Raw genomic sequence first — 22886 nt, forward strand, 5'->3', positions numbered from 1 at the left:
GTTATTCGTTATGGAGTAATTTTTAACAAACTGGTTTATTATTAAATCGGCTGACTAAGCAAAAAGAGTGATTCACGGGTAATACGTGAATGCTCTTCTTTATCGCCACCTTCAATTTCAATTTTGCACAGGCGTGCGGAGTTATCGACAACCATCCGGCAACGCTCCCAACGACGTTCATGGAAGCGGTCTAAAGCCTGCTGTAATGTTTGGTCAGAAGCTAACTCCTGAGCCAGAACTAACCCGCTTTCAATACCAATCCCGGCCCCTGACGCTAGGTGCGGTGATGTAGCCGCGACCGTGTCTCCAATCAGAATTAATCGGCCGCGATTCCATGGTGTCGGGACAATTAAATTAGCTAACGGTCGGTAGTCAATATTCGCTCCTTCTTCAAACACATGCGGAATTAAAGATTCAATGAAAGGGTCGCTAAACTGCTTCATTAAATCCGCACACACTTGTGGCCAGGTTATCGGGTCAATGTGTTCTTTTGTCGGACGGTCTTCTGTAATAAACATGTACATATGAGTATCAGAAACCGGGTTAACCCCTAGCTTAAGATGGTCGCCCAGCCACATACAGACTCGCTCTATACGCTCTGGTCGCGGCACGATGGCGCGCCATACGCCCTGACCGATGTACTCAGGACTCGCCACTTCAGGGAAAAACCGTTCACGCAAATGAGAGTGCACACCGTCAGCACCAACAACTAAGTCATACTCACTTTGATTACCATCGGTAAACTGAACCGCTACACTATTTTCTCCCTGCTCTATGTCTGTGTAAGAGCAACCTAAACGCACATTCACACCTGATTCGCGCGTCGCTTTGGCCATGATCTTCGCAAGTGTGGGACGGAAGATCCCCGCAGTTCCGGCGACAGTGCTGCCCTGTGGCGACGGTGTCGGTAACTGAACGAGTAAATGTCCGCTCCCGGTGTAAATTTCGAGCCCGTCGCTAATACAACCTTGCTCTACGACCTCTTTATACAGTCCCAATTCATCCAGAGCCCTAAGCGTTGCACCATTAACTGTGATACCCGCTCCCAATGGACACCAGTCCGGATCGACTTCAACCAGATCGACTTCCATACCATTACGACTCATTTGTATTGCCGCTGCCATTCCGGAGAAACCTCCGCCAACGACCAGTACTTTCTTCACGTCCGTCATATTGATTACTCCCTTTTCCTTATTATTCTTCCCTATCATTTGGAAGCATTCACATCACCATTAAGCCTTGAATGTTGAGCGAGTGATGTTGAATGCTGAACTCCATCGGGTCTGACTATTTCGTTCAAAACTGGCAAGTTAAAACCTGACCGTCTACTTAAATACTGCGGTGAAATTAGACAAAGAAGCATTCTTCGCCGTACTCTCTTCCAAGTTGCTCTGTTCGTTCTCTTCACTTTTAACCTCAGACTTCTGTGGCTTAGGCTTGAGTAAAAAGTACGCCAATGAAGGCAAACCAATCAGCGTGCCCAACATGTTCCAGATAAACATGAAGGCCAGCAGCAACCCCATATCCGCCTGAAACTTAATGGGACTTGCCACCCAGGTGATGACGCCGATTGATAAGGTAAAGCCGGTTAACATTACGACTTTGCCAGTAAAGTTGAGTGCTCTGAGATAAGCCTGTGACAACGACGCACCTTTACGCAGCTCAACCAGAGTTATCGATAAAATGTACAGTGCGTAATCAATACCGATACCTACGCCAAGTGCGATGACTGGCAAGGTCGCAACTTTAACGCCCATATTGAGGTTAACCATCAACGCTTCAGCTAAGACAGAAGTGAGCATCAGGGGCACTAGTGCCACGACAACAGCGCGCATAGAGCGGAAGGTTATTAAAGACAAAACTGCAACGGCGGCGTAAACCATGAACATCATCTTGTACCAGGCGTCTTTTACAACAATGTTGGTCGAAGCCTGATAGCCCGCGCTGCCTGCCGCCATTAAAAACTTCACGTCCGGCGTATCGTTTTCAGCGGCAAATTGAGTCACAAGGTTAACCAAACCAGTCAAAGTGTCGGCTTTATGATCACTCAGGTAGGCATATACGGTTAGCAGGTTACAACTGTTGTTGTATAAGCCTCGCGGCGCTCCCGCAGTAATGTAGTTAAGCATGCTCTGGTTAGGTAAGAATTCATACCACTTCGGGTTACCTTCGTTCAGCCCGGACAAAACACGACGAGACAACAGCGACAGTGATTTTGTAGACTCCACTCCCGGTAGCTGGCGCAGTTGCCACTCAAGATCATCCACTTTCTTTAGTGTTTCGTATTGAGAACACTGACCGTCAGGCGTTGTGACCATCACAGCGAACACATCACTGGAGGCACCATAATGTTGATTCATGAATGCCACATCTTGGTTATAGCGGCTGTCTGCTCTGAGTTCAGGGGCTCCCTGATCTAAATCGCCGATCTTTAGTTTTTGAGATTCATAAAGGCCAAATCCACCAAGCACAACACCGAATGCAACACCAACAATCGCCCACTTGCGCTGCGTGAACATATCGAAGAACGCCCACAGACGCGGTGTTTTGCTTGGGTCGTCAATTACAGAGTCGTGGCTGATACTTCGTTGAGCGGCTTTTTCACTAACACCGATAAATGACAGCAGCACCGGTAACAGAATCAAGTTAGTAAAAATCAGTACCGCTACGCCAATTGAGGCTGCGATAGCGAGCTCTTGAATGACTTTTATATCGATCATTAACAGCACAGCAAAGCCAACCGCATCCGCTAAAAGTGCGGTTAAACCCGCCATAAACAGGCGTCGGAAAGTAAAACGAGCGGCAACGAGCTTATCAAAACCTCGACCAACGTCCTGCATAATGCCATTCATTTTCTGAGCACCATGGCTCATACCAATCGCAAAGACTAAAAATGGCACCAGTATTGAGTAAGGATCGAGATCGTAGCCAAGTGTCGGCAGTAAACCTAACTGCCAAACCACGGCTAAAATCGAAGCAAACACCACTAGCCCCGTAGAACGGACACAGCGGGTGTACGAAAAAACCATAGCGGTCGCGATGACTACCGCCAGTGCGAAGAACCATAAAACGCTCTGTACACCATCAATCAAATCACCGATTAGCTTAGAGAAGCCCGTAATATGAATGACGAGCCCTTGTTGCTGATATTTGACTCTTAGATTCTCTAGTTGGGTCGCTACTTCATGATAATTCAGTGGGCTTCCATCAGAATCATTACTAAAGAGCGGTACATAAATAACCGTCGACTCACCATCTGCTGCAACCAGCTGACCAATTTCTCCGGAACGATCAATATTCGCTTTCAACTGTGCCAGGCTCTGCGCTGAACCATCATAGTTATCAGGAATAACAGGTCCGCCTTCTAGACCCAACTCAGTCACACCAATCCATCGAGTGGATGGCGTCCACAATGATTTCATCTGCATACGATCGACGCCCGGCAGAAGAAAAATTTCATCACTCAGTTCTCTTAGTGCATCCAGGTAGTTAGCATCGTAAATTGAGCCTGTTGGGCTTTCGACTGCAACGCGCACGGCATTACCCAAACCCGTTAAACTATCTTTATGCTGCAAATAGTTTTGGATATAAGCCTGATGGGTTGGCAGCGTCTTTTCATAGCTAGCATTAATACTCAGTTTTGTTGCCTGCCAACCCAACACTAGGGTAACTAAAGCGAATAACACGACAACTAACCAGCGATGATTAAACAGGGTGCGTTCTATCAGTGAGCCGCTGTTAGGATCAAATTCTTGATTTGTGCCGGATAGAGGTTGAGATGGATATTTCATTTCTCGTCTCCTGACTGGTCATTTTCTAAATTCAGTGCGATAGGTCCACGCACACTTAATGCGAGCAAACGATCTTCAGATTGGCTGAGCATATTTGTCAGTGACGGCATTGGCTTCATCGATACAGGAACAAGCTTTTCACCCTTGAGGCGCAGTACCATGCCTGCCTGATTAGCAAAGACGATCTGCCCGTTAGCGGTGATTGCCGAAGCGCTGATTGAAGCGGGCACCGGCACCGCTAATTTGTTCCACTGGACCCCGTTATCGTGTGAAATAAACGCGTTGCCACGTAGACCAGCAAGCACAATACCTTGCTGCTGAGTTAACTGAGCGGTAAAAAAGCTGCCTTCGTATGGGCTGTTTAAGGTTTGAAAGGTTCGGCCGTGATCAGCAGACAAAGCAATAAAACCTTGTTCACCGCTGACTAAAATACGGGCTCCCGCTTGACGGATACTGTACAAATGCATTCCCATTGGGTTGTCAATTCGATCAAACCAAGATTGCCATGTCTGACCGCCATCACGACTTTCAAACGCCAGTCCATATGCACCAATAACAACCAGATGCTCAGGCCCTAGTAACATTATATCGAGAAGTGGTTTGTCCGGTCCGTCCTCAACAAAGCGTTTTGCTGTCGCAATTCCCATCTCATCTTGCCTAAGCTTCGCTTCTTCCAAGAGAAGATTCGCGAAATCAATGCCATTCATTTCAATCGACCAGTGCTGGCCAGCGTCTTCGGTTTTCAATACCACGCCACTATGGCCCACGGCATAGCCGAACTTATCATCAAAAAACTTCACCGCAGTTAAAGTAACACTCACAGGGCTCTCAGCTTGCTGCCAGGTATTGCCTTGGTCATCCGATAACAAGATGAGCCCTCTCTCACCGACAACAACAATGCGTTGATCTGCATAAGCAGAACCTAATAAAACTGAATGAGCACCTAGTTCGGTTTTAGTTGCAGGTCTTTCTAGCGCATCGGCTACAAATGCCTGGGCGCGCGAGATAAATAACAATGCGGCTAAGAGACCGATCGCAGTGAGTAACGTGATGTAATCTCGTCGTTTATTGTGACTTTGGCCGGTAACGATGTAACTCTGTCGGTTATTCGCTACCTTGCTAGAATCAAAAGACATGCTGCAATTCCCCCAGCCCTTGATGTTGCCTTGCCGTCCATCAGCAGCAACTTAATACAAAATTCGTTGTGTGACCTAAATGTCTTGTATCCTGTCGTGCTGGGTATTCACCTTGCGATGAATACCCAGCATGACCTCACCAACGTTACACGCCGGCTTAGCTAGGCGTTATGCATAATCACCTAGTTCTGGTGTCTGTGGACCTGGTGACCACTTATCACGGTATCGAAGTAAAAATGCTTGCGACGAATCCGCTCCCATTGGGAATGAACGTGCTTCCCAGCTTTCGTCATGCAAATCCATATCCGCATCCATTTCGATGTGGCATCCAAACGGACTTTTGAAGTACCAGAACCAGTTGGAACCCATAATGTGACGACCCGGCCCCCAAAATGCCTGATGGCCTTTCTCAATGAATCGGGAACCGTTTTGCATGACTTCGGTTGGTCCACCGAAATGGAAAGTGAAGTGCTCGACATTCTGCATAAACGGTGGCGCACCAATTAAGAAGTGGGTGTGGTGATCGAGGTTACCGCCCGGTTGTAAAAACGGACCAACCCCCTCAAAGCGGTCGGTACAACGGAAACCTAAACGGTTGACATAAAACGCTTCAGCCTTAACCGGATCAGGGACAAAGTAAACAATATGAGACAACGTACGCGGACGGATATCTGCATCTACATCGACTCCAATTTTGTTGATTTCACGACTTACTTCCACACCAGGGGCATTAACAATTTCCGCATCTAAATCAAGCGGTTTACGTACACTAAGCTGAAACCCAATCACGAAACCGCTGTCATCAGTGGACTCAATAGAACCATCCGACAAAGTAATAACTTCACGGTCTTGCTCTAACTCCACTGCAATCGCTTGTAGTGTCTGTTCATCCGCGACACCCATTACCGTTTTGCGCATCATGCATTTCGGGTTAATGCTAGGCGGTAAACTCTCATCTGAGACATGGGCCAACTCAACGCCTGTTCCGTCCAGTGCTTCAAAACGGCCACCACGTTCCGTCACGTCAACGGGTGTCAAACCATAATCAAGCAGGAACTGACTGCACTCAGCGACGTCTTCTACAGCAAATACGATGGTTTCTAAGCCTGTAATATTCATATCACTATCCTTATGTTTTTTCTTAGGCTGTATGGCCTTGCAATACTTCAGCAACCCAGTCGGCGATATACGCTCCCGCGTTGGCCGAGTTGTCAAAGCTAGAATGCTGAACCCCACCTTCTTTTTCGGTAAAGATCTTGAGTTCACGTTGCGGGCTGTTAATCAACTGCTCATAAGTTCGGTGCGCCCATTTAAGAGGGATCTGAGAGTCTTTTTCTCCATGTGTAACCAAAAACGGCACTTTGATTTTCTCGATCACACCATCCAGATGTACGTTTTCAACGATTGAGAACAGTTCATCCATGTCTTTCGCGCCCCATACCCAGCGCACATGCTCCCAGTAATGCGGCACAGGGAAATTACCCTCTTTTTCTAAACGGCGTTTTTGTACATCACGCCAGTCATGGTTTGCTCCCCAGACCACCCCGCACGCAAAGCGAGGTTCAAACGCAACCGCTCGTGGGCAGTAGTAACCACCCAATGAGACCCCTTCCATACCAATACGGCTTGAATCAACTTCATCTTGTTCTTCTAGCCAATCAACCACTTTACTCGCCCAATGCTCACTATCGTAACGTGCAGTTAAGCCTTGTAAGCGCAGTGCCTCACCAGTTCCTGGTTGGTCAACAATCAACGAGGAGACGCCTCTCTTAGCCAGCCATTGAGGTAATCCAACGCGATATTTCATCTCTTTCGTAGAATCAAGACCGTTTACCTGAACAAGAATCGGAGCTTTACCAGATACCCCTTCCGCTCTTACATAAAGTGCAGATAAATGTTTGCCTTCATATGGAATTTCCACGCGTTGACAGTTCTCTTGTGCAAGATCGATCCCGCGCAGAAATGTCTGTATAAATTTGTTGTACAGATCAATTCGGCCCGGTGAATTATGGCCTTGAAGACGTTCCGCCGTAATGTAGTACGTAGAGGCTCGACCATATTTTTCACCAGCAGAAATCATGCGCCCTCTGGCTTCATCCTCTTCAGCTAGCAGGCAAAGCTTGTCGCCCATGCGCTCCCAGCTTTCGCGAAATGCCTTCGAGCCTGCCGCGTCTTTCGCATCAGCCGCTTCTTTTAACGGGGCACACATTTCTTCAACTTCACCAATCTTTGCACCCATTTCCAGGGCCAAATTAATCGACAAATCCCAAGGATAATTGGTGGGAAAATAACGAAACATACTCACTCCTTTTGAGTCAAACTGCTTAAATAAAGAATTGTTGTATTTAACAGATAGCCAGATATGCTCTGGCTATCTTTTTATAACTGAGTTAGTTAACGTACCCCTTGAGCCGCTAACCCCTGGCCGGTAAAGATATTCGTTGCCCAGCGTTTGCTCGGGATATGGTGGTTGTCTCCGCCATTAAACAAATTTGATACATATGCCTCTCCAGACAGCAGATTGTAATAACCGAACGTTTGCTGAACCGTGCCCGGAAAATCAGGCATCACATAGTTAAACATCCATAGCGTCTTCCACAGTTGGCCATTCGCATCCCAGCGGTCAGCAAGTAGCGCAGTCCAGCCATCTTCATCCAGGTAATAGACGCTTCGCGGAGCTTGGTGTCTCATGCCATCTTTTAACGTCGCTTCTACAGCCCAAACTCGGTGTAGCTCCCATCTCACTGCTTCTGGATTTAGGTGGTTACCCGTAATTGCCTCTTGATCGGAGTACTCTAAGAAGCCATTTTGATTGTAAGGCACGAGCAACTCTTTCTTGCCAAGTAGCTTCCAGTTAAAGCGATCGGTTCGTCCTGAGAACACTGACAGTTCATCGAAAGACATCAGGCCTGCAGAAGCCGGAGTCGGTGTATCACAACAGGCATTCGGCAGTTTTCTTACCCTTCTCTGTCCGGTTAAGTAAACATAGGCTGCCGATTTATCTGCATCGATATTGGTACGGCCTACAATGCGCTCACCGGCACGAATTGGCGGACCGAAGTTCTCCAGGTTTACTTCCCAGAAATAGCCATCAAAATCTTTAGGGTCTTTATCTTGGAAGTAATAAGGCATGTTCTGCTTTAATACGCCATCGGTAGTCAATACCTGGTCGCCATTGGCAGTAATCTGATACTGAGTAATCTTGGCTTCCCAGCTTGCGCCTCGCCATGCCAGGCGATGATTGTTAATCGCTTCCAGACCATTTTGAGGAATAGGGAACGGAATACCACCGTAGGCACCATGGATCATGTCGCCATCCATCGTGGCGTTAACTGCATTTTTTGCGGTATTGTCATAAACCCACTGTGGTGCTGAAGCAGTTCGGTGCGTCGGGTATACGTTTAATTTGTATGTGTTCGGATACTTTTTAAGCATCGCTTTCACGCCATCGGTCAGCTTATCGGCATACTGTTCCATGTTCGAGGCGTTCACGGTATAAAGCGGTTTATCATCTTTAAAAGGGTTCGGTCTTTTGCCTCCTTGCGGTTCGGCCTGCGACTTAGCCAAATCACCAGTCCACTTAGGGATAGAGCCATCTGCGTTACCCGCTCGCTCAGCACCAAAAGGCGTTAAATCACTATTAAGTCGAGCGGCCTCTTCGACCGTCACCTGCGCCCAACTGCTACCGCATAGTGTCCCAAAGATAGCCACAGTGACCCATGCCGGAACGGTCGCTTTTCTAAAATTGCCCATCATCGTTCTCTCCTTAGAATGTAGTGCTGACTGACATCGCGATAAAATCACGGTCTTTTAATGCTTGCTTGTATTGCGGATCCCGATTGTCATCCAGGTAGTTGCCTTCATCACCTAAGTAACTGATATAACTTAGTGAAAACTTCCATTGATTGAGGTAAAGGGCATTAACACCAACGTTGACATCGCCACCACCATCTATACCAAAAGAAGGACCAATAGCCGATGAGTTGCCCCATGTATGGTGGTAACCAACAACAGGGGAGACATCTAACCCACTAAAAAGCTGACGGTATGTCGGGCTGTATACCAAACGGAATGACGTCGCGTCACGGTCAGAGTTGGGGTTTAGCATCTGTTTGTTTTCGTCAACGATCAAACGTCTGTTCCAGGCCACTTCACCTAAAAAGCTCGCTTCATCAGAGATAAAGCTCGGCCCCAGGCTTGCCAGCCAGTTAAAGTTGATATGAGCAGTTTCACCTAATGCATAGCCGGGAGTTTTATCGTTGTCATAGTTCGGGCTCATCGGAGTAACAGACGCGCTTGAGCTGGCAAGTGGCGTATTAGTTCGATAGGAAATCTCCCCTGCTAAGCTCCATATACCGATACTCTTAGCCATACTCGCTGCATAGGCTTCGATCCCATCATGGTAAACCCATTGGTATTCACTAGGAGTAAACGTTTGATCTAGCTTGAAATAAATATTGCTAGGCGTATTGGCGTTATATCGAATGGCGTACAAACCAAAATCCGCATCTAAGTCATAGCTGGTCCAGCGAAGCTGAGCACCGTATTGGCCTGAGTCTGAACCTTCAATATCTCCGATGCGGTCAAACTGTACACCTGGCCCTGCAAGCACTCTTTCACCACCAAGAGTGTCTCCCGTTGAAAGGTACGCACCGGCAGGTTGCAGACGGCTCTCTTCCCATTCAAATCCCCAGTACGCGCCAAATGAAAGGGTTTCGGTTAATGGCAGACTGAACGAGATTTTTCCCGTCGGACGAACCACTTCTTTAAACTGGGAGTTAGGGACAGACTGCAACTTAACTACGTCCATCGGTGCCTGACCACCAGCGATACCATTCGCGCCATAGAACAGACTTTCGCCCCAAATCAAAGCGTATCGGCCCGCTCGTATAGTTGCTGTCATATCATTGTGGACAGGGATTCGCGCATAAACGAAAGCATCCATTAGCTCTGCTTTCCGGCCCATGATTTCACGCGTGTAATCAGAGAACTCGCTGGCTGGCTGATGGTTTGATGTGAAACTCTTGTTGTCTGTGTCTTGGTTGTAGATAAAATCGTACCAAGCGGCACCACTGACACGTAGCCCCATCTCTTTGTATGAAGCGTCCAGTTCAGAAAACAAGTCGAATCGATTCGAAACGAACCCTTTATCAAAGTTATTGTTGCCATCATCCTGATTAGGCGAGCTGGTTAATAGTTCTGAAGGATCTTTCAAACGGTAAGCGCTACTGTATTTAACCGTATTGTCAAATTGCACCCTAATGTCAGAGTTCGAGGTGTTCACTTGAAATGCTAAAACACTATTTGAACCACATAAAACTGCCAGTGCCGTTAACTTAAACGGTATTGAATGAATAAATCTCGTCCTTTTCATTTTTATTGCCACCCTTATGAGTTTTTATTTTATTGTTCTGAACATGAAAAAAAGCAGTGATACTAACCAGCAATCAAAATAATCAAACAGAAACAAATTCAATCTAGTTAATATAATAGATTCGGTAAAATCAATTTAATCTAATTGAGCATTCGATAATTCAGAAACATATTATTAACATACAAAAAATAATCATCTAAAACTCAAAAATGACAGCACTAAGGAACTAAATCATACGGAATTGCAATCATGAAATAGAAAATTAAAATTTAAATGAGTTAAGTCACACCATTTTGTAATTAAATTACATAAAATATCAAAAGTGATCTCTATCAAATATTTAATCTTTAAATTGTCAATTACTCATACAATCAGTTTTAAAAGCTAAGGATCACAGTAAACAACATCACTCTTTGATAGAGTAAAAAGATAATTTATAAAAATAGAAAGCAATAACTTACCCCTATTGCATAACGGTGAGACAATGAGATTTAACAAGTTTGATTTAAATTTATTAGTAGCGCTTGACACGCTTTTGAACGAGAAAAGCATTACAAAAAGTGCGGAAAAACTCAATATGAGCCCTTCTGCAGTAAGCAGTTCATTAGCACGATTAAGGGAATATTTTAATGATGATTTACTTACGCAAATAGGGCGGAAGATGGTGGTCACACCTCTGGGCGAAGACCTTAAAATCAATGTGCGTAATGCATTGATTAATATAGAAACAAGCATATTAATCAACCCAATCTTTGACCCTAAAGACACCAATCGGCTGTTCAGTATTTTGTGTTCTGATTATACCCAAACCATCTTAGTACCACACCTGATGGAACTAACCGCCAAACAATCCAGTAAAGCGTACTTTCAGTTTTTAGCGCAAAATTCCTCACCAAATGAGAGCTTAGAAAAAGGTGAAGCCGATTTATTAATTATTCCTGAAATATTCGTTTCTGACCAACATCCAAGTGAAGTCCTGTTTGAAGAAGAATATGTTTGCATAAGCTGGAAACACAGCAATATTTCAATAGGGGAAATGACAAAAGAAAAATATATCAATGCCGGTCATATCGCGATGCGACCAACAGTAGACAAAAAAGTATTTAGTGACAGAATTGGATTAAATAAGTTAAACAATAACGATTACTTAGAGCGCGTTATTGAAAGTAAATACGGTTTAAAATTAAATATTGTCGCAACAACTTATAGTTTTACTTCGATGCCATCTTTGGTTGTAGGATCAGAAAACATAGCAACTGTACATGCTCGATTAGCAAAAAAACTAGCCACAATTTTGCCTATAAAAATACACAAACTTCCCTTTGATATTCCAAAGATGAAACAATGCATTCAATGGCACGAATATAAAGATAAAGACCCCGGCTTATTATGGCTAAGAAAGTCTCTTCTTGATTCAGTAAAAGAAATGGATAAAGAAATAGAATATTTAAAATAAATTTTAATTAAATAAAAGCTGGCACTGATATTATCAATGCCAGCTTTTTTATTTATCTGCCACCATACGAGAAATTTTGCTGAACGACTTTTACTCGCTCTACGTAGTTATGAAATTCTTCTTTCAGTTCTGCCGTAATTTTCGGATGTTTAGCGGATAGATCATTTGTTTCCCCTCTATCCTGCGTTAAGTTAAACAAACGAAGCGGTACATCTTCCCGTAGTTCGGGTTTTCGAGTCCAACCCGCTTGCATGCTCAGCTTCCAGTCACCTTTAATAACATAACTATTGCCCATCAGTTCATCAGCCAATGCTTTATCCTGAGCATGGATGGAATCAAAACGGTTGGGAGACTGAAGTTTATCTAAGAAAGAAACCCCTTCGATCGCATGAATGGTTCTTCCCTGATAAGTATTGCCTGGCAGACCAACCCGGGCGGCGGCAAGAATAGTCGGCATAATATCCGTGACTTGAATCCGGGCGTTAGTGTTCGGGTACTGTTCAGTTTGCTTATTCATCTTAATAACAAGCGGTGACGAAGTTGCCCCTTCCGCTCCAGTATAGCCTTTGAATAAACGGAATGGCGCGGCACTCACCTCGGCCCATCGCAGACCATACGTTACGCCAGATCCCGGACGACCAATATTGTCGATCGAGTTATCCATCTGTGTACCCGGAATTTTCGGTGCATATGCAGGATCACCTTCTGCGCCATTATCAGACATAAATACAATCATGGTATTTTCGTATTCGCCTATCGATTTCAGATGTTCGATTAGCCGCCCGATATTGCTGTCCAGGTTGCTTACCATTGCGGCATACACTTCCATCTTACGCGCCTCTAACGCACGTTCATCCGGACTGAGTTCACTCCAGAGTTTCGGTCCGACTCCTCCCTGTGCAACACTCTTAATTCCTTCAGCGATAGGCATATCTTTCGGAATAATACCGATCTTTTTCATGCGCTCAATGCGTTGCTGACGGATAGCTTCATAGCCTGCATCGTATTTACCCTTTTGAGCAGCGATGTCTTGTTCAGGCGCATGCAGTGGCCAATGTGGCGCGGTGTAAGCGGCGTAAGCAAAAAACGGTTTTCCGTCGTCTTTACCAGCGTCAATGTACTCAATCAGCTTATTAGTATAATAATCTGTAGAGTAGAAATCCTTAGGTAGCCCTTTGGCTGGAAAGAGCTTACCGTTTTCTGTGTACCACGACATATCAAACGGTGTCGGTGGCTTTCCCTCAGGAGGCGCAAAATGCGAACCGCCACCATCAACTAAGGTAAACGTCTTTTGGAATCCCCTTTTAAAAGGAAGCTGCTCGGGATTGATACGGAACCAAAGTTTATTTTTTTTATCAGGGGCTTGAACGTCATAGCCCAGATGCCACTTACCCACCATGTAAGTATGGTAGCCATTGTCCGCTAAAAGGCGTGGCATAGTGACAGCATTCTCACTCAGGTGCCCTTTATAGCCCTTTGGAATACTATCAAAATCATAGTGGTTAGAAGGCCCCCAGGGAGCGCTAACCGGATTATTCATGGTGATGTTTAACCCTACGACTTCAGCCATGTTGCCAATGCCGGCAAGGTGATGATCAAGACCTGTCAGCAAACTAGCTCTCGTCGGCGAGCTCACGGCAGCGGTATGAAAATTGGTCAGGATACGCCCTTGGCTGACGAGACTATCTATATTCGGCGTATTAATTTCACTACCAAATGCGCCAATATCTGAGTAACCAAGATCGTCTGCAAGGATCACGAGTACGTTTGGTGATTTACTGTAAGAGGTTACCGTTTGATTCTGGGCTGTGTCAGCAAGCACGCCGTTACTTAAACACAGTGTTGCTAACACTGCCGATAAGTGAGTTTGTTTAATTCGCACGGGAAGCGTCATAACGCCCGACTTAACGACACCAAACTTCTTCGCTGGTACTTTAGCGGTAATATTGAAACTCTCTCCTAACGCAGAAGGGGAACGTGCTGCTGATGGTGCAGTCATCAACTGACATCGCCCTCTTCTCACTCTTTGCTGTTTGTTATTGTTGTCCATCCGTCAACCTCGTCCTTTGATTATAGATTCACCACCACGCCGTCAATAGATTAACCTGCGATTAACAAATAAATAACAACAATATTTATATGCGTAAATTGGATAAAAGTGAACCGATGCATCCATAAAATCGAACGATGAAAAAACAACTTTAAATATCAATGACTTAAAAATATTGCAATTACAGAAAACCCTAATTTCCATAGTAAATAGAGGGATAGAAAATGACGACCGGGTCACAGACATTTTCTTGTCCACCGCAAGAAAATGTTAACATTATGTACAAAAAATAAAGCTTGCTTCAGAAAAGAATTCAGATGGTTATTCAGTGGTACAAGCCAACACATTAAACAAGCTTTGTGCAGCCGCAGATAGCTCATGATCTTTTTTGGTAATGATCCCTACTGGGCTCGAAATCACGGGTTCACACAGCGGCCTGCAAACTGCCCCAATATCAAGCATTTGCTGACGACATAGGTTAGGAACAATACTCACCCCTACCCCACAGCTTACCAACTTTCCTATGGTCGATAATTGCTGACTTTCCACTCTGACATTCAAACTAATACCAATTGGTTCTAATGCCTGTTCGATCATCGCTCTGAATGAAGAAGGTCTTTGTAAACTGACAAATGAATAATCAAGTAGCTGTGCACAACACACATCAGGCAGTTGAGCTAACTCTGATTCGGGTGGCACTATTGCAATAAAGTGATCGACAAATAAAGGAGTAAAATTTAACCGCTCATGGTTATGAGGCTCGAACGCTATACCAATTTCAACAGTATCGTTTTCTACCATGGTCACGACTTGCTCATTGATAACGTCATGAATACGAATGTTTATGTTCGGGTAACTTCGATGAAAGTTAAGTAGCATCGACGGTAATAAGTTCGCGGCAAACGTAGGCATTACAGCTAAGGTCACCTTTCCTTTCCTCATGGAAAAACGCTGATGCAGCTCTTCTTCTACATTTTCCCACTCTGCCAGCAGGCGTTTCGCCATTGGCAATAAAGCCTCTCCTTCAGGTGTCAGCCGGACATGTCGCGTTGTCCGACTGAAAAGCCTTCCTCCCATTGACGTTTCTAACGTTTTGATTGTCAGACTCAAGGCAGACTGCGTCAGGTGACACTGCTCACAAGCCTGAGCAAAGCTTAGTGTTTCCGCCACAGCCAGAAACGCTCTCAACTGCTTTATCGTCATTGCTTTCTCACCATTAATTAAAAAACCTCATCAATCATACATAAAATCCAATTTATAAAATATATAAATTCACATTACATTAACAAAACACCAACACTGAAAATCAGAAAGAGCGAACTATGGCAGGATTTGATAAACGCGTTTCAACATACCAGGAAGCATTAGCAGGCTTAGAAGACGGAATGACAATATTGGCCGGCGGCTTTGGCCTATGTGGTATTCCTGAAAACTTAATTGCAGAGATTCAGCGCCGGGGTAATCGTGAACTCACCGTCGTCTCAAACAACTGTGGTGTGGATGATTTTGGCCTTGGACTATTGCTGCAACAAAAACAGATCAAGAAAATGATTGCCTCGTATGTCGGTGAAAATCGTTTATTTGAACAGCAACTGCTGTCTGGTGAACTGGAAGTAGAACTGACACCGCAAGGAACCTTAGCCGAAAAAATGAGAGCTGGCGGTGCAGGAATCCCCGCTTTTTATACTGCAACCGGGTACGGAACAGCTATTGCTGAAGGTAAAGAGTGTCGTCAGTTTGGAGATAAACATTACATTCTAGAACATGCTATTCGTGGTGATTTTGCCATCGTCAAAGGCTGGAAAGCAGATCCTTTCGGTAATGTCGTTTACCGCCACACGGCACAAAATTTTAACCCGCTAGCAGCAGCGGCAGGACAGATAACGGTAGTTGAAGTCGAAGAAATTGTTGCTGTTGGTGAGCTAGACCCAAGCCAGATACATACTCCCGGCATTTATGTCGACCGCCTAATTTGCAGTCAATTTGAAAAACGTATTGAACAACGTACGCTTTCTCAAAGCTGAATCTCACCGATACCTTACAGCTGTGCAGAACTATTCCTTCCTTTATTCAGACAATCATATTAATGGAGTCAAAGATGGCTTTAACCAGAGAACAGATGGCCAAAAGGGTCGCTCAAGAATTACAAGATGGCTTTTATGTAAACTTAGGTATAGGTATCCCCAGCTTAGTCGCTAATTACGTTCCTAACGGCTTAAGTGTCATGCTGCAATCTGAAAATGGGCTGCTAGGCATGGGCTCATACCCGACAGAAGAAACCATTGATGCCGATATGATTAACGCAGGTAAGCAGACAGTTACCGCATTACCGGGCGCTTCTATCTTTAGTTCTGCCGAATCGTTTGCGATGATCCGAGGTGGTCATGTTGATTTAACTGTACTTGGCGCTTTCGAAGTCGACGTCAACGGTAATATCGCTTCTTGGATGATTCCAGGAAAGTTGGTGAAAGGCATGGGCGGCGCTATGGACCTCGTTGCCGGAGCAAGTAATATCATTGTCACTATGACACACGCTTCAAAAAGTGGTGATTCCAAATTACTTGATCACTGTAGCCTGCCTTTGACTGGCGCAGGCTGTATCAAAAAAGTGCTTACCGATCTCGCATACTTAGAAATAGAGAATGGTGCTTTTATCCTGAAAGAACGAGCACCCGGCGTGACGGTAGAAGAAATAAAAGCTAAAACACGAGGCAAACTCGTCGTGCCAAGTCACGTCCCAGAGATGGTTTTTTAAATGAACGCGTAGAGGTCAAAAATTGAAATCCATCGTACTTTATTATCTCAAATCGGGCTTCACTTGATCGCTCTGCACATCCGCAGGTTCTCTTACTGACGTAAATCATTATCTAAATTACAAGCTACACTCTGAATTTACGGTGGTCTTATTTACAGCTTGAAGATAGGCAACACTATCATCTCGTACACAGCGCCCCTTAATCACTAAGCGGCGCATTTTTACATTTGTCATAGTTAATGGAAGCAAAATGAATATCGTCATTACCGGCGCTAATGGCTTTGTTGGACAAGGACTAGTTCGTAAACTATGCACCCATCCATTCATCGGTTCAGCCCGAATAACTCATTTAACCTTAGTCGATCGCTGCTTTAATCTGAACGATTTACCAACTCACACCCCAACGATAGAAATGTCTACTGGCGATCTATCGGATAAACAGTGGCTACATTATACCTTATCTACACGCCCTATTGACGTTCTGTATCATTTAGCAAGTATTCCTGGTGGTATGACGGAGACTCATCCGGAGTTAGCTCAGCAAGTCAATATAGAAGCGACTATCCAACTGCTGAATATTTGTCGAAACCAAATGGAAACTGCACAGAGACGCGCAAAGTCTATCTTTGCCAGTAGTATTGCTGTGTTCGGGAAAATGCCAGAATTGGTAACCGATGATACGCCTTTACAACCACAAATGAGTTACGGAGTGCATAAAGTCATCGGCGAAATGATGGTGAGTGATTACAATCGCAGAGGCTGGATAGATGGGCAAAGCTTAAGACTACCGGGTGTATTAGCCCGACCACCTCAGAAATCAGGCCAGTTATCTGCATTTCTCAGCGATATGATAACTTACTTATCACAAGGTAAAATGTTTGTATGCCCAATGTCTCCAGGCTCCAGAACCTGGGCTTCGTCTCTTCCTAATGTTATATACAACCTAATCCACAGTGCTACATTGTCACAAGAAAGTTTGAATGGTGTTACAACTTTTACCTTACCAACCTGTTGTTTTAGCATGTCTGAATTAGTCGATGCGATAGGCGAAGTGTATGAGCAAGATGCTATCAATCTCGTTAATTATCAACCAGACTCTAGAATAGAACAATTATTTGGCAACTTCCCACCACTAGTGACTAACGCCGCCGATGAGGCAAATTTCAAACCTGATAAGGATTTAAATACCTTAGTTAAACAATCGATATCATATTCTAATTAAATTCGAATATGTACTGACCATTCCCCTAAGCTATAGCAGTAAAAAGAGGCCTTGTAGCTATGTGACAAGGCTTCCGCTAAAATGTTAGCAAATACTTTTCTTACAAGAACTAAGCCCAAAGGCTCGCGTTTTTGCGTTGAGAAAAGTAACTATTTGTTCAACGCAGAAAGCTAATTGGCATCGGAATGAATGTGTAGCTTCTCCATTGACAGACACATCGTTTCTTGCATTTCTAAATAGTCTTTTCTTATCATTGTATTAAGTAACTTTGTATGGTCAAAAATAAAATCACGGACTTTAGCAACTGCGGTAGGTTGTTGGTGAAAAATATTTCCGAGCTTACGAGCGAACTCTACCTGGTGATTTACATAATCTACTCGTAACTCTTCAAATCTCCGGAAACTTTGTTTGACTGAGGATTGTGAGGTTAAATCACAATCGGCCAAATGCTCTGCAATAAAATATCCATCTTCGATAGCCATTCCCATGCCATAAGCCGCATAAGGCGAGACTGGATGTACTGAATCGCCCAAACAAATTATTCTATTACGGCTCCAATGCTTCAATGATGGGCGATTATAGACATCCCAACAAAAGATCTGCGAATCAAAATCCGTAGCGTTGGGGAAGCGTGGTAAAGGATCATCAAATTTATTTAAAATTGTTTGTACATGCTCCTGCACGTTAGTCGGAATCTCTGCATGCTCTTTGCTTGGTTCAACGATCCACCATTCATAACCAGGTTTACCATCATGTAACATTGGAAAGTAGCTGGCTTGATATTTATCTGAATGTGCAATCACCCCACTGTTAGGTTCCAGACCTTCAATAGGATCACACCATGCCAACCAAATCCTTAAACCTATATGGAATAAACCTTGCTCACCAAAGGCTTGTTTTGCCACTGCCGAATTAATCCCATCAGCACCGATTAATATATCTGCTTCGATAGGTGGCTGATCTTTGAAGTGCAGCTCAACACTATTTTCCAGCTCATTGTAGTGAGAAAAAGAGTGATTAGAAACAATGGTATCTTCAGGCAATAAAGCTAGCATTTTGGCAAATGCGCTAGAGCGTAAAACACCATAGTGCCAGCCTTTAATTCCAAATAATCGTTCGATATTAGGATTAAAAGGGAGTTGTGCTCTGGTTCTTCCTTTATTATTTTTAAATGATACTGATGTATGAGTGCCAAAATTATCTATATCAATCCCGTATTCTCTTAGTATTGCTAATACTGGCACACTGAGAAGAACCGCTCCCCCCAATGCTTTGGGTTGAGGTTGACGCTCAAATAATTTGACATCAAATCCTTTTTTTAAAAGAGCGATGGCAGCGGATACTCCACCTGGTCCTGCACCAACAATCGCGACTCTTTTTCCTTTTCTCCAGCTCATAACTCATCCTTGCGTTAACTAATTGTTAATTTATACTAAGCTAATTAGCCGGACGATAACGTGTTATTTGTCCATTAATTAGGATGAATAGTCCTAAGTGTTAAGGAGTTGTGAGTCAGAATGGAAATATTGAGCGAATTGCTGAATCGGTTGCGAGTACGTTCTACGAGTATTTCAAAATGGACGATTTATCCTGAATCTGGCGTTTCGATAGAAGAGTTTGTGCCGGGGTATTTTTTTACCTTAATCAGTGGAAGTAAGCTTCGGGTGACCTTTTCCAATAACAGTTTCACTTTAGAGCCTGGTGACTCTTTATTAGCTCCATTTGGTCAAGAAAGTATGGTTGGTACAGCTGGAGCCAAACATTTTACTCCGTTAGCACAACTAAATTGGCAAAACATTTCCGATCAACCCTTCGATATAGAGCAACAATATCCGTTTGTTATGCAGGTAACGGTTGGTAAGGCTGAACTACAACCACCAACGATCTTACTTGGAATTGCATTTACATTGGAAAGTGATTATAAATTTTTGAGCTCAACAGACTTCCCGTCAATAATTCATCTTAAGCGTGAAAATAACAATTTGTTTGAAATATTACAGCCTGCGATAGAGTTTTTAATTAACGATAATTCAGTGGGTTACTTTGCTATTGCAACAAAAATTTCTGAGCTGGCGGTCATAGGGGCCCTACGAAGTTATATTATTAACAAACAAGACTTTTCTCTTGGAACCTTGAGAGCCCTATCTCACCCTAAAATCAGTAAAGTTATACAAGCAATACACACTCAAGCTCATAAGTCATGGACTCTGACATCTTTATCCAAATTAGCTGGAATGTCTCGCAGTAGTTTTTGTGATTCTTTTGTGCAAGAAGTGGGGTGTACACCTATTGATTATCTACAACAAACACGAATAGAAGTCGCTAAATTATTGCTAAAAAAAGGAGAGCTATCAATTCTTGCCGTTGCTTTACAAACGGGTTTCATGTCTGATCGTGTGTTTAGACAAAATTTTATTAAGTATGTGGGCATGTCACCGAAAAAATTTAGGTCCAATCTTCAGGTTGAGTAATAAAATAAGCAAGAGCGCACGAAACCGTTCGTCAACCGTTTAAAAATCAAGTGTGAGTTATCGCACTTGATCTGCTTTGTCTTCTTGAGTGATCCTTCTCAGCCGTCATGCTAATGACATGAAAATGTAGTGTGTATTCAAACAGGTTTAAAAGCCTGATCGATATCGTATTCATTACTTTTCGACAAGATGTGCCATGCTACCCGACCGAGTTTGTTTGCAGGCGCGATAATAGCTTTTGCTTTGCCTCTGCGTGCAATTAGTCTTCTCAACCATACCCCCAAAGCATCAGTTGTATTAGCACTACATCGAACCACTGCTCGAGCACCATGAATAAGTAATGCCCTTAATTCGCGGTTGCCATTTTTCGATAAAGATCCGAGGCTATTTTTACCACCTGTACTATTTTGTTTAGGAACCAAACCACACCATTCAGTGAACTGCCTTCCATTTTGGAATTGGTTGCCAGTGCCTATTTCACTAATCAATGCTGCTGTCAGAATCGGACCAAAGCCAGGAATATTTCGAATAGCGTCATACCTTGGACTCTGCTGAATCAACATGGTTACGCTTTGAGCCATTCCATCTATCTCTTCGCTAATACTGAATGCCAGACACATATAAATTCCGTCTGGTTGGTTTTATCTATTCAACACTCTAGCGAGCCTACTGCTTTGAAAAATAATTCAGTTACCGCTTTGCGATCACGCTCGAATGATGGGCATCTTTACTTGAATAGTTGCCATAGTTAATTACGAGAAAAACGAAATAATAGCATGCTTCAACGAATTTGATTCATGACCGATTACCTTGTATCACACTCGCTACTACTATTCGCATACACTAGTAAATGTTATCATCATCACATTAAATGCTGAGGCGGCTATGGGTGACTTAGACAGTTCCTCTGGTATCCCCAAAATATAATTTTATTACTTGGTACCCCACCTGATACCCCCACCAGCTTAACCAGAAAATTAAAAGGTAAACATTTCAAATGGTTAATAATTCAATCCAGTGGTTTCCTGGCCACATGCACAAAGCACGTAAAGAGATCGAAGAAGCCATCCCGCAAGTGGATGTGATCATTGAAGTACTGGATGCTCGTATTCCTTTTAGTAGCGAAAACCCTTTGATTTCTCAAATTCGTGGCGACAAACCCGTTGTTAAAGTATTGAACAAGCGCGATTTGGCTGATCCTGAGCTCACTCAACTATGGATTGACCATCTTGAGAAAGAGCAAAATGTTAAAGCCATGGCAATCACGACTTCTGAGCCTCAGGAAGTTCATAAAATCATGGAACTTTGCCGTAAGCTTGCTCCTCATCGCGAAGAGATTGGTAAAAACATTCGTACTATGATCATGGGTATTCCCAACGTAGGTAAATCAACCATTATCAATACGCTTGCGGGTCGCACTATTGCCATTACTGGAAACCAACCTGCGGTCACTCGACGTCAGCAACGTATTAATCTGCAAAACGGCATTGTGTTATCTGATACACCGGGAATTCTGTGGCCAAAAGTAGAGAACCCGCACAGCGGTTTTCGTCTCGCGGCAACAGGCGCTGTGAAAGATACGGCGATGGAATATGATGAAGTGGCATTTTACACGATTGAATACTTAGCAGAGCAATACCCAGAAAATCTTAAAAAGCGTTACCAGATCGAAGAACTGCCGGAATCCGATATTGAGATTATGGAAGAAATTGGTCGACGTCGAGGTGCATTGCGTGCAGGCGGACGTGTCGACTTGCATAAAGTGTCAGAGATCCTGCTTCACGAACTACGTCAGGGAACATTAGGACAGATCACATTAGAGCGTCCTGAAATGATTACTCAAGAGCTAGTCGAAGTGGAGATCGAAACCGCACGTAAAGAAGAAGAAAAAGCAAAACGTAAGGAAGAACGTCGCAAGCGTTACTTGCGTAACAAGCGTTAACCTGTTCTCGAGCATTTTCGCGTTATTTCACATCACTTACTTCTGTGATTAAAACATTCTTTGCCGAACCATCATAAAGAGCAGCTCATCGCTGCTCTTTCAATACCTTCATTGGATTAAACACAAGAGCCTAAGAATAAACGATGTGTGATTCGATACCATTCACCAACGATTGGGCATTAGACCAGCGGAACACTTTTTCCATTACTTCCGTACCACCTGGCGCTTGCCAGATACGTTCCTGGCACTCCTGACCACCGATATGACGATAAAATTCAGTTGCTGACGTGTTTTTCGAAACCACTTCCAGATACAAGCCACTGTCTTTGAAGTACTGCTGCTGCCACTCTGCTACTGCCAGTAACAACTGCTTACCAATACCGCGCCCGCGGTAACCCTCGTCAACATGCACTGCGTCAATGAAAGTACCGCGCTCAAAGTCGTGGTTCCCGAACATACAAACGAATCCGAGCAAAAGACCCCCGTCTTCTGCCAGTACGATGTGTTGGTTAAAAGGCGGGTTAGTCAGACGAGTCTGCCAAATCAATAACTTATCATCGAGCACTTCTTTATCCAGATATCTGTTACTTAGAATGCCTCGATAATGGCGTTTCCAACTCTCTGCATGCAAATGTGCGATGCGCTCAAAGTCCTTATATTCCGCTGATCGTAAATCCATTACGTATTCC

At 44.0% G+C, this 22886-nt stretch carries 17 protein-coding genes and 1 pseudogene; 6 read left to right on the forward strand and 12 right to left on the reverse strand.

Features of this window, described 5'->3' with window-relative positions; all coding sequences use genetic code 11:
- Positions 1–41: 41 nt before the first annotated feature.
- The 7 genes from ACWYU8_RS06325 to ACWYU8_RS06355 form a co-directional block, all read right to left on the reverse strand.
- A complete protein-coding gene (locus ACWYU8_RS06325) occupies positions 42–1172 on the reverse strand; it encodes an FAD-dependent oxidoreductase (RefSeq protein WP_457518119.1) in 1131 nt (376 codons plus the stop codon).
- A 153-nt stretch (positions 1173–1325) separates the two neighbouring features.
- Positions 1326–3791: an efflux RND transporter permease subunit gene (locus tag ACWYU8_RS06330; RefSeq protein ID WP_457518120.1), complete on the reverse strand. Its 2466-nt coding sequence runs from the start codon at positions 3789–3791 to the stop codon at positions 1326–1328.
- Complete coding sequence (locus ACWYU8_RS06335) at positions 3788–4927, reverse strand: WD40/YVTN/BNR-like repeat-containing protein (RefSeq protein WP_457518122.1); 1140 nt, start codon at positions 4925–4927, stop codon at positions 3788–3790. The genes ACWYU8_RS06330 and ACWYU8_RS06335 overlap by 4 nt, the downstream gene beginning before the upstream one ends.
- A 168-nt stretch (positions 4928–5095) precedes the next feature.
- Positions 5096–6046 carry a VOC family protein gene (locus ACWYU8_RS06340; RefSeq protein WP_457518124.1) on the reverse strand — a complete coding sequence of 317 codons (951 nt, stop codon included), beginning with the start codon at positions 6044–6046 and terminating at the stop codon, positions 5096–5098.
- Positions 6047–6068: 22 nt separating this feature from the next.
- A complete protein-coding gene (locus ACWYU8_RS06345) occupies positions 6069–7226 on the reverse strand; it encodes an alpha/beta hydrolase family protein (protein WP_457518126.1) in 1158 nt (385 codons plus the stop codon).
- Between the two features lie 95 nt (positions 7227–7321).
- Positions 7322–8683, reverse strand: coding sequence for a DUF1329 domain-containing protein (locus ACWYU8_RS06350; RefSeq protein WP_457518127.1), 1362 nt, complete (start codon positions 8681–8683; stop codon positions 7322–7324).
- Between the two features lie 10 nt (positions 8684–8693).
- Positions 8694–10301 carry a DUF1302 domain-containing protein gene (locus ACWYU8_RS06355; RefSeq protein ID WP_457518129.1) on the reverse strand — a complete coding sequence of 536 codons (1608 nt, stop codon included), beginning with the start codon at positions 10299–10301 and terminating at the stop codon, positions 8694–8696.
- Between the two features lie 484 nt (positions 10302–10785).
- On the opposite strand from ACWYU8_RS06355, the gene ACWYU8_RS06360 reads away from it, so the two are divergent.
- Complete coding sequence (locus ACWYU8_RS06360; protein ID WP_457518131.1) at positions 10786–11757, forward strand: LysR family transcriptional regulator; 972 nt, start codon at positions 10786–10788, stop codon at positions 11755–11757.
- Positions 11758–11809: 52 nt separating this feature from the next.
- Here ACWYU8_RS06360 and ACWYU8_RS06365 read toward each other — a convergent pair whose 3' ends face one another.
- Both ACWYU8_RS06365 and ACWYU8_RS06370 read right to left on the reverse strand, forming a co-directional pair.
- The gene (locus ACWYU8_RS06365) at positions 11810–13807 is read right to left on the reverse strand and encodes an arylsulfatase (RefSeq protein ID WP_457518133.1); all 1998 of its coding nucleotides are present in this window, start codon (positions 13805–13807) and stop codon (positions 11810–11812) included.
- A gap of 321 nt (positions 13808–14128) precedes the next feature.
- Positions 14129–15010, reverse strand: a complete 882-nt coding sequence (locus ACWYU8_RS06370; protein ID WP_457518135.1) for a LysR family transcriptional regulator — start codon at positions 15008–15010, stop codon at positions 14129–14131.
- Positions 15011–15129: 119 nt separating this feature from the next.
- On the opposite strand from ACWYU8_RS06370, the gene ACWYU8_RS06375 reads away from it, so the two are divergent.
- The 3 genes from ACWYU8_RS06375 to ACWYU8_RS06385 all read left to right on the forward strand — a co-directional run bounded on the left by ACWYU8_RS06375 (position 15130) and on the right by ACWYU8_RS06385 (position 17784).
- Positions 15130–15831, forward strand: coding sequence for a CoA transferase subunit A (locus tag ACWYU8_RS06375; protein WP_457518137.1), 702 nt, complete (start codon positions 15130–15132; stop codon positions 15829–15831).
- Positions 15832–15905: 74 nt separating this feature from the next.
- On the forward strand, positions 15906–16562 hold the full coding sequence (locus tag ACWYU8_RS06380; protein WP_457518138.1) for a CoA transferase subunit B: 657 nt from the start codon (positions 15906–15908) through the stop codon (positions 16560–16562).
- Between the two features lie 250 nt (positions 16563–16812).
- Positions 16813–17784 carry an NAD-dependent epimerase/dehydratase family protein gene (locus ACWYU8_RS06385; protein ID WP_457518139.1) on the forward strand — a complete coding sequence of 324 codons (972 nt, stop codon included), beginning with the start codon at positions 16813–16815 and terminating at the stop codon, positions 17782–17784.
- Between the two features lie 170 nt (positions 17785–17954).
- Here the strand turns inward: ACWYU8_RS06385 and ACWYU8_RS06390 are convergent, their stop codons facing one another.
- Positions 17955–19181 (reverse strand): FAD-dependent oxidoreductase, encoded by a 1227-nt coding sequence (locus ACWYU8_RS06390; RefSeq protein ID WP_457518141.1) that lies wholly within the window; start codon positions 19179–19181, stop codon positions 17955–17957.
- Positions 19182–19301: 120 nt separating this feature from the next.
- Here ACWYU8_RS06390 and ACWYU8_RS06395 point away from each other — a divergent pair, with 120 nt between their 5' ends.
- The gene (locus ACWYU8_RS06395) at positions 19302–20255 is read left to right on the forward strand and encodes a helix-turn-helix domain-containing protein (RefSeq protein ID WP_457518143.1); all 954 of its coding nucleotides are present in this window, start codon (positions 19302–19304) and stop codon (positions 20253–20255) included.
- A 137-nt stretch (positions 20256–20392) separates the two neighbouring features.
- Here ACWYU8_RS06395 and ACWYU8_RS06400 read toward each other — a convergent pair.
- Positions 20393–20857 (reverse strand): annotated as a pseudogene (locus ACWYU8_RS06400) (transposase); the annotation flags it as partial.
- 395 nt (positions 20858–21252) lie between these two features.
- Here ACWYU8_RS06400 and ylqF point away from each other — a divergent pair.
- Positions 21253–22197 (forward strand): ribosome biogenesis GTPase YlqF, encoded by a 945-nt coding sequence (gene ylqF / locus ACWYU8_RS06405; protein WP_457518145.1) that lies wholly within the window; start codon positions 21253–21255, stop codon positions 22195–22197.
- A 130-nt stretch (positions 22198–22327) separates the two neighbouring features.
- Here ylqF and ACWYU8_RS06410 read toward each other — a convergent pair whose 3' ends face one another.
- A complete protein-coding gene (locus ACWYU8_RS06410; protein ID WP_457518147.1) occupies positions 22328–22876 on the reverse strand; it encodes an N-acetyltransferase family protein in 549 nt (182 codons plus the stop codon).
- Positions 22877–22886 lie beyond the last annotated feature (10 nt).

This window comes from Vibrio limimangrovi (genome assembly GCF_054064025.1).

What these genes read in the sequence shown, in the direction of transcription:
- ACWYU8_RS06355 (WP_457518129.1), bottom strand. Translation starts at nt 10,301, where the DNA reads ATGAAAAGGACGAGATTTATTCATTCAATACCGTTTAAGTTAACGGCA.
- ACWYU8_RS06375 (WP_457518137.1), top strand. Translation starts at nt 15,130, where the DNA reads ATGGCAGGATTTGATAAACGCGTTTCAACATACCAGGAAGCATTAGCA.
- ACWYU8_RS06380 (WP_457518138.1), top strand. Translation starts at nt 15,906, where the DNA reads ATGGCTTTAACCAGAGAACAGATGGCCAAAAGGGTCGCTCAAGAATTA.
- ACWYU8_RS06330 (WP_457518120.1), bottom strand. Translation starts at nt 3,791, where the DNA reads ATGAAATATCCATCTCAACCTCTATCCGGCACAAATCAAGAATTTGAT.
- ACWYU8_RS06385 (WP_457518139.1), top strand. Translation starts at nt 16,813, where the DNA reads ATGAATATCGTCATTACCGGCGCTAATGGCTTTGTTGGACAAGGACTA.
- ACWYU8_RS06335 (WP_457518122.1), bottom strand. Translation starts at nt 4,927, where the DNA reads ATGTCTTTTGATTCTAGCAAGGTAGCGAATAACCGACAGAGTTACATC.
- ACWYU8_RS06325 (WP_457518119.1), bottom strand. Translation starts at nt 1,172, where the DNA reads ATGACGGACGTGAAGAAAGTACTGGTCGTTGGCGGAGGTTTCTCCGGA.
- ACWYU8_RS06345 (WP_457518126.1), bottom strand. Translation starts at nt 7,226, where the DNA reads ATGTTTCGTTATTTTCCCACCAATTATCCTTGGGATTTGTCGATTAAT.
- ACWYU8_RS06395 (WP_457518143.1), top strand. Translation starts at nt 19,302, where the DNA reads ATGGAAATATTGAGCGAATTGCTGAATCGGTTGCGAGTACGTTCTACG.
- ACWYU8_RS06340 (WP_457518124.1), bottom strand. Translation starts at nt 6,046, where the DNA reads ATGAATATTACAGGCTTAGAAACCATCGTATTTGCTGTAGAAGACGTC.
- ACWYU8_RS06370 (WP_457518135.1), bottom strand. Translation starts at nt 15,010, where the DNA reads ATGACGATAAAGCAGTTGAGAGCGTTTCTGGCTGTGGCGGAAACACTA.
- ACWYU8_RS06360 (WP_457518131.1), top strand. Translation starts at nt 10,786, where the DNA reads ATGAGATTTAACAAGTTTGATTTAAATTTATTAGTAGCGCTTGACACG.
- ACWYU8_RS06410 (WP_457518147.1), bottom strand. Translation starts at nt 22,876, where the DNA reads ATGGATTTACGATCAGCGGAATATAAGGACTTTGAGCGCATCGCACAT.
- ACWYU8_RS06365 (WP_457518133.1), bottom strand. Translation starts at nt 13,807, where the DNA reads ATGGACAACAATAACAAACAGCAAAGAGTGAGAAGAGGGCGATGTCAG.
- ACWYU8_RS06390 (WP_457518141.1), bottom strand. Translation starts at nt 19,181, where the DNA reads ATGAGCTGGAGAAAAGGAAAAAGAGTCGCGATTGTTGGTGCAGGACCA.
- ylqF (WP_457518145.1), top strand. Translation starts at nt 21,253, where the DNA reads ATGGTTAATAATTCAATCCAGTGGTTTCCTGGCCACATGCACAAAGCA.
- ACWYU8_RS06350 (WP_457518127.1), bottom strand. Translation starts at nt 8,683, where the DNA reads ATGATGGGCAATTTTAGAAAAGCGACCGTTCCGGCATGGGTCACTGTG.